The sequence below is a fragment of the Paraglaciecola sp. genome (genome assembly GCF_051252315.1).
Taxonomy (GTDB): Bacteria; Pseudomonadota; Gammaproteobacteria; order Enterobacterales; family Alteromonadaceae; genus Paraglaciecola.
This window is the reverse complement of the sequence record NZ_JBPOFP010000157.1, coordinates 1-8,465: the sequence shown is the minus strand read 5'-3', so window position 1 is coordinate 8,465 and position 8,465 is coordinate 1. Positions and strand designations below refer to the sequence as shown.

General features: G+C 39.6%; 6 protein-coding genes and 5 tRNA genes. 9 read left to right on the top strand and 2 right to left on the bottom strand.

The features are described from left to right. Positions 1 to 76: 76 nt before the first annotated feature. Both ACSHXM_RS19805 and ACSHXM_RS19800 read right to left on the bottom strand, forming a co-directional pair. Positions 77 to 152: transfer RNA gene (locus ACSHXM_RS19805), tRNA-Val, on the bottom strand. A 157-nt stretch (positions 153 to 309) separates the two neighbouring features. Beyond that, positions 310 to 385, bottom strand: a tRNA-Val gene (locus ACSHXM_RS19800). Positions 386 to 785: 400 nt separating this feature from the next. On the opposite strand from ACSHXM_RS19800, the gene gltX reads away from it, so the two are divergent. The 9 genes from gltX to ACSHXM_RS19755 form a co-directional block, all read left to right on the top strand. After that, positions 786 to 2,195, top strand: a complete 1,410-nt coding sequence (gene gltX, locus ACSHXM_RS19795; protein WP_435691775.1) for a glutamate--tRNA ligase — start codon at positions 786 to 788, stop codon at positions 2,193 to 2,195. A gap of 100 nt (positions 2,196 to 2,295) precedes the next feature. After that, positions 2,296 to 2,371: transfer RNA gene (locus ACSHXM_RS19790), tRNA-Ala, on the top strand. A gap of 151 nt (positions 2,372 to 2,522) precedes the next feature. Next, positions 2,523 to 2,598, top strand: a tRNA-Glu gene (locus ACSHXM_RS19785). A gap of 182 nt (positions 2,599 to 2,780) precedes the next feature. Further along, positions 2,781 to 2,856, top strand: a tRNA-Glu gene (locus tag ACSHXM_RS19780). Between the two features lie 193 nt (positions 2,857 to 3,049). Then, positions 3,050 to 4,168 (top strand): tRNA guanosine(34) transglycosylase Tgt, encoded by a 1,119-nt coding sequence (gene tgt / locus ACSHXM_RS19775; protein WP_435691773.1) that lies wholly within the window; start codon positions 3,050 to 3,052, stop codon positions 4,166 to 4,168. A 39-nt stretch (positions 4,169 to 4,207) separates the two neighbouring features. Next, the gene (yajC, locus tag ACSHXM_RS19770; protein ID WP_235313767.1) at positions 4,208 to 4,546 is read left to right on the top strand and encodes a preprotein translocase subunit YajC; all 339 of its coding nucleotides are present in this window, start codon (positions 4,208 to 4,210) and stop codon (positions 4,544 to 4,546) included. A gap of 74 nt (positions 4,547 to 4,620) precedes the next feature. After that, the gene (gene secD, locus ACSHXM_RS19765; protein ID WP_435691770.1) at positions 4,621 to 6,468 is read left to right on the top strand and encodes a protein translocase subunit SecD; all 1,848 of its coding nucleotides are present in this window, start codon (positions 4,621 to 4,623) and stop codon (positions 6,466 to 6,468) included. Positions 6,469 to 6,478: 10 nt separating this feature from the next. Next, complete coding sequence (gene secF / locus ACSHXM_RS19760) at positions 6,479 to 7,420, top strand: protein translocase subunit SecF (protein ID WP_435691768.1); 942 nt, start codon at positions 6,479 to 6,481, stop codon at positions 7,418 to 7,420. Positions 7,421 to 7,587: 167 nt separating this feature from the next. Continuing rightward, positions 7,588 to 8,465: insulinase family protein (locus ACSHXM_RS19755; RefSeq protein WP_435691766.1), on the top strand; the 878-nt coding region annotated here is incomplete at its 3' end.

The window sequence follows — 8,465 nt, the reverse complement described above, 5'->3', positions numbered from 1 at the left end:
CTTGAACCACTCGCCTAGTCTTTTGTAAAGAGTGGCGATGCTCATCGTGATATTTAAAATGAAAATATAAAGAAAGTGGTGGACGCTACTGGGCTTGAACCAGTGACCCTCGCCTTGTAAGGGCGATGCTCTCCCAACTGAGCTAAGCGTCCGTAATCTTGTTTTGTCTGGGATTAACCAGTGACACCTTGCCATTCTTTTATTAAGAGCGGCGATGCTCTGTCTTTTTCTAACTGAGCTAAGCGTCCAAATTTTGATGTTCTGGTTTGAAACCAGAGACATTGATAATGCAATCAATGATTTAGAAAGTGGTGGACGCTACTGGGCTTGAACCAGTGACCCTCGCCTTGTAAGGGCGATGCTCTCCCAACTGAGCTAAGCGTCCGTAATCTTTTTGTCTGGGATTAACCAGTGACCCTTGCCATTCTTATAATAAGAACGGCGATGCTCTGTCTTCTTTTCTAACTGAGCTAAGCGTCTAATCTTCTTTACTTTTAAGCCGAAGCCCTTAAGTGGAGCGCTATTATAGGTATGCGACTCAAACTGTCAACATCTAAATTGAAAATATTATTTAACTGAATAAAAAGTGCACACTTAATCGAAGAGCTGTAACTGTGATGTTAATTACTTGTTGACAATTTATATCGCAAAAAATTATTGCTGGCCATGTCGTGTATTTTTTTGTGGATTATGTGAAGTAAATTAAAATACCGCCTATTGGAGATATAAATTCTGTGTATTGGCTGGTAAAATGCCGCCAATTTTTTCATAGGATTAAAACTTCCATGACTGTAGTCACTCGATTTGCCCCTAGCCCCACAGGCTACTTACACGTTGGCGGTGCCCGTACGGCACTTTATTCTTGGTTATATGCAAAAAGCCAAGGTGGAAAATTTGTTTTACGTATAGAAGATACGGATATTGAACGTTCAACCCAGGCGGCCATAGATGCTATTTTAGAGGGGATGCAATGGTTGGGTTTAGATTGGGATGAAGGGCCTCATTATCAAACCAAAAGATTCGATCGTTATAATCAATTGATAGAGCAGCTATTAGTTGAAGGCAAAGCATATAAATGTTTCATGCCAGCTGAAGAACTTGATGCTATTCGTGAGCAACAAATGGCTAACGGTGAAAAACCGCGATATCCAGGTACTTGGCGTGATAGAACAGACCATCCTGCTGACCAACCTTTTGCGATCCGGTTTAAAACACCTCTTGAAGGTAGTGTCACTATTAAAGACCATGTACGAGGCGAAATTGAAATTGCTAATGAAGAATTAGACGATCTAATTATTCGCCGTACTGATGGAGCGCCAACTTATAACTTCTGTGTAGTTGTCGATGATTGGGATATGAGTATCAGCCATGTTGTTCGTGGTGAAGACCATATTAATAACACTCCTCGCCAAATAAATATTTTGCAGGCACTAGGCGCGCCTATTCCAGAATATGCTCATGTATCTATGATTTTAGGTGACGATGGTAAAAAGTTATCTAAACGAACTAATGCAGTGGGGGTTATGGAGTTTCGTGATGACGGTTACTTACCGCAAGCCTTATTAAACTATTTAGTTCGTTTAGGCTGGTCACATGGCGATCAAGAAGTCTTTTCAATTGATGAGATGATTGAGCTTTTTAGTTTAGATGCCATCGGACAATCAGCCTCTGCTTTTAATACAGATAAGTTAATTTGGTTAAATCAACATTACATCAAATCTTTACCGGCATCTGAAGTCGCTTTACATGCTAAATGGCATTTTGAGCAGCTGAATATCGATGTTACTAATGGTCCGTCGTTAGAAGAAGTGATCACTGTCCAAGCAGATAGAGTGAAAACCTTAAAAGAATTAGCTGCAATCAGTACGTATTTTTATCAAGAGTATGAAGAGTTTGATGCTAAAGCGGCTAAAAAGCATCTTAGACCGGTCGCCAAAGAAGCCTTAGAGTTGGTTCAAACAAAATTGGCAACAATTATAGATTGGACCCCTGAAGCAATTCATACAGCGATAAATCAAACGGCTGAAGAATTAGAAGTGGGAATGGGGAAAGTAGGGATGCCATTGCGTGTAGCAGTTACTGGAGCTGGTAATTCACCTTCTTTAGATTTGACTTTGAACTTGCTAAAACCAGCTCAAGTTGAGCAACGTATAAACAAAGCGCTCAAATTTATAGCAAACAGAGAAAATTCTTAAAAAAATCGTTGACATGAAAACAGCAGATGCCTAGAATGCGCCCCGCTGTCACGGAACGACACCCAGTTATTCAAAAAAAGCAATTTGCTTTAATTGAAAAGGGGCCATAGCTCAGCTGGGAGAGCGCTTGCATGGCATGCAAGAGGTCGGCGGTTCGATCCCGCCTGGCTCCACCAATATCAAGGAGTGTTTACTACCACCTAGGCCAGTAAACATAAAGATATGACAAAATTTTGGTTTTTGTATTGTATCAAAAGTAGGTCGCGCGATTCGCAGGCTTACGTGCCATACAAAAATCTGCAAAGCTTGCTTTGCAAGAAGATTTTTGTCCCCATCGTCTAGAGGCCTAGGACACCGCCCTTTCACGGCGGTAACAGGGGTTCGAATCCCCTTGGGGACGCCATATTGATTAGATTGCAGGATGCGATTTAAGTGTTAAAACAAGGATTGCTCATTACCACCTAGGCCAATGAGGAAATAGTTTGACAAAATATCTTGTGAGGAGTTACAAGATTGGGTCGCGCGATTCGCAGGCTCATCTTGCCTTACAAAAATCTGCAAAGCTTGCTTTGCAAGAAGATTTTTGTCCCCATCGTCTAGAGGCCTAGGACACCGCCCTTTCACGGCGGTAACAGGGGTTCGAATCCCCTTGGGGACGCCATATATCAAAGCCGACTAAGCAATTAGTCGGCTTTTTTATTGCCTATTGAATAATTCTACATAACTTGCGTTAAATAATTGCTCATTTGGCTATCTAAATTTTTCCTCCTGTAGCAGTTTCGTATATAATCCTTCGACTTTTATACTGATAGTGTTGTCAGCGAGTTATTGAAGATTTTCACTAGGATAAATCAATGAAATTTGAGTTAGATAATACAGACGGAAAAGCCCGTCGTGGTCGTTTGATTTTTGAACGAGGTGAAGTTGAAACACCTGCGTTTATGCCAGTGGGTACCTACGGTACGGTTAAGGGTATGACCCCAGAAGAGCTGGAAGATACGGGTGCACATATTTGTTTAGGAAATACATTCCACTTAATGTTGCGTCCAGGAACAGAAATCATCAAACAACATGGTGATTTACATGACTTCATGCATTGGAATAAACCTATTTTAACTGATTCTGGTGGATTCCAAGTATTTAGCCTAGGTGAATTACGTAAGATAACTGAAAATGGTGTGACATTCCGTTCACCTATCAACGGCGAAAAAATATTGCTGACGCCTGAAAAATCCATACAGGTTCAACGAGATCTGGGTTCTGATATTGTGATGATATTTGATGAATGTACGCCATATCCAGCAACTGAAAGTGAAGCTAGAAAATCAATGGAGTTGTCACTTCGCTGGGCTAAACGGAGTAAAGATGAACATGGTGACAGCCAATCTGCTTTGTTTGGCATTGTTCAAGGAGGCATGTACGAAGGCTTGCGTGATGTCTCTTTACGTGGTTTAGAAGAAATTGGTTTTGATGGATATGCCATTGGTGGGTTGTCTGTTGGTGAACCAAAAGAAGAAATGATCAAAGTTTTAGATCACACCACAGGTCAAATCCCCGCAGATAAACCAAGATACTTAATGGGAGTGGGTAAACCGGAAGACATAGTCGAGGCAGTGCGCCGCGGTATTGATATGTTTGATTGTGTAATGCCTACTCGAAATGCTCGAAATGGTCACTTATTTGTGACAAGTGGTGTGGTAAAAATTCGAAACGCTGTTCATAAGACCGATACAGGTCCTTTAGACGATAAATGTGACTGTTACACTTGTAAAAATTATTCTAGGTCATATCTACATCACTTAGACAAATGTAATGAGATACTTGGCGCTCGTTTAAATACCATTCATAACCTTCGTTATTATCAGCGAGTTATGCAGGGATTACGTGATGCTATAGGCAACAATCAACTCGATGAATTTGTCACTGAGTTCTATACACAAAAAGATATGCCGGTGCCACCCTTATCAAAATAAGCGGTACTAACAAAAAAATAACTAACAAAAGAGGTAATTATGAGTTTATTTATATCAGACGCACACGCACAAGCCGCTCCTGGTGGCGCAGCTGGTGGTGGTTTCGAAATGTTGATTATGTTGGGTGTATTTGGTCTGATTTTTTACTTTATGCTTTATCGTCCACAAGCAAAACGCGTAAAGGAGCATAAAAACTTAGTCTCTTCACTAAGTAAAGGTGACGAAGTTTTAACGCAAGGCGGTATGGTTGGTAAAATTGCTAAAGTATCTGAAGAAAAAGACTTCGTAGAATTAAGTCTAAACGACAGTACCAATATTGTTGTACAAAAATCAGCGATATCAGCAGTGCTACCTAAAGGTACTATGAAGGCTATTTAAGCCTTGTGTATATGGGACGGAACTTTTAAGAGTTGTTGTCCCATTTTTAATCGCATAATCGGAAGGAAATTCTTGTGTTAAACCAAACTCCGCTATGGAAGTACTTTTTGGTGATCTTAGTGGTCGGCATGTGTGCTTTATATGCCTCTCCAAATCTATATGGTGAAGACCATGCTGTGCAGATCTCTGCTAGCAAAAATGCTGTAGTTGACGAATCAACGATCGCTAAAATCCAAACAGAGTTGGCCTCGGCTAATATTTCGACTAAAGCCGTTGAATTAGAAAATGAGCAAATACTTGTACGCTTAAATGATTCTGACAGCCAGTTAGTTGCTAGAGAAAAAATAGAAAAGTCTCTTGGCGAAGATTATATCGTTGCTATGAATTTAGCCCCTGATACTCCCGAATGGTTAGAAGCCCTTGGCGGCGTACCTATGAAATTAGGTCTGGATTTACGTGGTGGTGTACATTTCTTGATGGAAGTGGACATGAAATCAGCCTTAGCCAAATCTTTTGAAGACATGGAAGGTGATTTTAAATCTGCACTTCGTGAAGAAAAGATTCGTTACCGTACGGTCAAACAAATTGACCAGGGTGTAGAAATCTATTTTCGTGATCAAGATACGTTAGATAAAGCAGAATTTTTCTTAAAAAATAGAAATAGAGATCTCGTTTTCACTGAAAAAAGTGGTTTAGTTATTTCTGTTGCTATGTCAGAGCAAAAACTAAAAGAGACCCGTGATTATGCGGTTAAGCAAAATATCACAATTATTCGTAACCGTGTTAATCAGTTAGGTGTGGCAGAGCCTACAGTACAAAAGCAAGGGCCAGACCGAATAGTAGTGCAGTTACCTGGTATTCAAGATACCGCTAAAGCCAAAGAAATTTTAAATGCTACCGCTACCTTAGAATATCGTGAAGTGGACATTGAACATGATGTACAAGACGCTATAAACGGACGTGTACCAGTTGGTTCTGAATTATTACCATACGATAAAACGGGTCGCCCGCAATTACTTAAGAAAAGTGTGATTGTGAAGGGTAGTGCAATTATTGATGCCAATAGTGGTCTTGATCAAAATGGTATGCCAAAAGTGTCTATCTCTTTAGATTCTAAAGGCGGCAGTAAAATGAAGAACTTCACCAAACGAGCTGTGGGTAAACCTATGGCGGTAGTTTTTATAGAGTATAAAACCACCGGTGAACGTGACGCTAACGACAAATTGATATTTGAAGAGAATAGACGCGTAATTAGTGTCGCTACTATTCAAGGTGTGTTTGGTAATCAATTTGAAACCACTGGTTTAGATTCTCCTAAAGAAGCTCATGATCTAGCCTTGTTATTACGTGCTGGTGCCTTGATTGCGCCAGTTCAAATAATCGAAGAACGTACCGTTGGGCCAAGCCTAGGGCAAGAAAATATCGATTTGGGTATGCAAGCCATTATTTGGGGCTTTGTAGCGGTATTGATATTTATGCTGGTGTACTACAAAAAGTTTGGTTTTATAGCCAATATCGCACTTTCTCTTAACCTAGTGATGATAGTGGGCATTATGTCTATGATCCCAGGCGCCACGTTAAGTTTACCGGGCATGGCTGGAATAGTATTAACTGTTGGTATGGCGGTAGATGCCAATGTACTGATATTTGAGCGAATACGAGAAGAAATCGCTGATGGTCGCAGTCCACAACAGGCCATTCATCATGGTTACGACAGCGCGTTTTCAACTATTTTAGATGCGAATATTACGACTTTCTTAGTTGGATTAATTTTATTCTCTATCGGTACAGGGCCAATTAAAGGGTTCTCTATTACCTTGATGATTGGGATAGCTACTTCCATGTTCACTGCGATTATCGTAACCCGAGCAATTGTTAATGCTTGGTGGGGCGGAAAACGTCTAACCAAGTTGTCGATATAGGAGCCGCCAAATGCAAATACTAAATATGAAAAGTACAGTGACATTTATGTCGCTGAAAAAACCAGCGGCAGCTTTGTCTATATTGTTAATTATTGGCTCTATTGTTTCGTTAGCCGTTAATCAATTGAATTGGGGCTTAGATTTTACCGGTGGTACTCAAATTGAAGTGGGTTATCAACAAACTGCCGATTTAGAACAAATTCGAAAACAACTTGAAGCGTCAGATTTTAAAGATGCAGTAGTACAAAATTTTGGTAGTAGCCAAGATGTATTAATCCGTTTAGCTTCTCGTGAAGGAGTAAAACCTTCAGAACTAGGTGACGCTGCACTTAAAGTGCTACGTGAAGCAGATGAAACGGCTGAAATGCGCGGCAGTTCTTATGTGAGTGCCAGTGTAGGTGAAGAGTTAACTGAGCAAGGTGGCTTGGCTATGTTAGTCGCTTTGTTATGTATCTTGATATATGTTGCTCTGCGTTTCGAGTGGCGTTTTGCCTTAGGTTCAGTAGCTGCATTGACTCATGACGTGATTATCACTTTAGGTTTGTTTTCGGTACTGCAATTAGAGTTTGATCTAACCGTCTTAGCCGCTGTACTTGCGGTAATTGGTTATTCACTGAACGATACTATTGTTGTTTGTGACCGAATTCGTGAAAACTTTAGAAAAATACGTAAAGGTGAGCCTGAAGAAATTATCAATACATCGTTAACGCAAACCTTAAATCGAACAATTGTGACCTCATTAACCACCATTTTGGTGTTGTTAGCCTTGTTCTTTTTAGGCGGAGCAACCATTCATGGTTTTGCTACTGCTTTATTATTCGGTGTGGTTATTGGTACATACTCTTCAATTTATGTAGCAAGTTTAGTTGCTTTAACTTTAGGTATTAGTAAAGAAGACTTAATGCCAACAGAAGTAGAAAAAGAAGGGGCAGATCAAGACGCGGTTGTTTAACCTACTTGATTTCACCTTTTTAATGATAGATAAACAGCACCCATAACGGTGCTGTTTTTATTTGTAGTCGTTATTTAATCGTTTTGGATTTACAAAAGCTTTTAACTTTGAATTTAATTATCAGTTATATTTCTTATTCATCAGTCTCAAGGGAACATCAAAATTTAATGCAGTTATTCAATCGCAGTATATTGGTTTACTTGTTATGTCTTTTCTCATCTATTATGTTTAGCGCTTGTAATTCAACTATTGGACATAAAGCCTCTCACCAGCCACTTTCTCAATCTTCTATTGTTAAAAGTCTCAACGATAACCGTGAATATGCATTTATTACTTTATCTAATCAGCTTGAATTTGTATTAGTTTCTGATCCAACAATAGAAAAGTCAGCGGCAGCTTTGAGCGTAGGTGTTGGGTCTTATCAAGAACCCAAGGCGTTTGGAGGTTTAGCTCACTATCTGGAACATATGTTGTTTATGGGAACCAAAAGTTACCCAGCAGCAAGTGGATATGGAGACTTTATTAGCCGAAATGGGGGAACCCAAAATGCTTATACTGATTTAGAGCATACCAATTACATGATAGCCGTTAACAATGACGTCATTGATGAAGCCTTAGATCGGTTTAGTGGTTTTTTTTATGAAGCTTTGCTAGATGAACGATATGCGGATAAGGAACGTAACGCCGTACATTCTGAATGGACGATGAAAAGCCCGAATGACTGGGTGATATTAGAACAATTAAATGGCTTAACGCTCAGTTCAAAACACCCTGTATCTCAATTTAATTGGGGAAACCTTGATTCGCTGTCAGATACAAAAACGATAAGCCTTCATAAGGCCTTAGTTGATTTCTATCATCAATATTATTCTGCTAACTTGATGAAAGGTGTTTTAGTCAGTCACTTACCTATTTCAGAAATGAAGAGTTTAGCCAAAAAATATTTCGAAAAGATACCCAATAAAAACACCGTATTACCTAAATTGCCAAATGTTGTTTCAAACTCCTTAAGTAAAATTATCCATTACATTCCGCAAACTGACAT